Here is a 608-nt window from a genome sequence, read left to right as displayed (position 1 = left end):
TTCCTCGGGTGCCGGGAGTCTGGGTGTGTGCTGGTTCCGACCGGGTCCGTATGCCGTTATTGGTGTTGGAGGGTGACCGCGAGAAGCCGCTGGGCGTCGCCCAGCGTGGCCATGTATCGGCTGGCCTGCTCGTGGTAGGTGACCCTGTCCGCCATGCGGTCGCTGGCCGGGGCCAGCTGGGTGCCGTCGAGCCTGAGCAGGGCGTCACCGACGACCGCGGTACAGGCGCTGTAGTGCTGGTAGGCGGTGGGACCCGCCTGGAAGATCTCCAGCTCCTCCAGGGCCAGCGGCACGCCGGTGTAGGCGGCGTTGTGCATCCGCATCGCGTTGACCCGGGGCTGGCTGTAGAACGCGGCAGCCATGTCGTCGAGCGGGAACTTGGCAGGGTTCTCCAGGTTCCTGGCCTCGAAGTCCGCCCACGGAGTGGCCGGCCTGGTGCCGTGTACAGCCTGCTGCCACGTCTGGTGACGCATACCCGCGCCCATGCCGGCGGCGACGTGCATGCCGGCCAGGTTGAGCAGCCGCGCAGGTCCGCCCGCGCAGTAGGCCGGCTGGTTCTTCTCGGCCTTGCGAAGGTCGAACAGGTGCTTGCGCTCCCAGATGTGGAT

At 68.6% G+C, this 608-nt stretch carries 1 pseudogene; it reads right to left on the bottom strand.

The window, feature by feature from the left end:
• Positions 1-56 precede the first annotated feature (56 nt).
• Positions 57-608, bottom strand: a pseudogene (locus DMB66_RS62310) (hypothetical protein); the annotation flags it as partial.

Source organism: Actinoplanes sp. ATCC 53533 (assembly GCF_003947245.1).
This window is presented reverse-complemented; position numbering and strand designations above follow the sequence as displayed.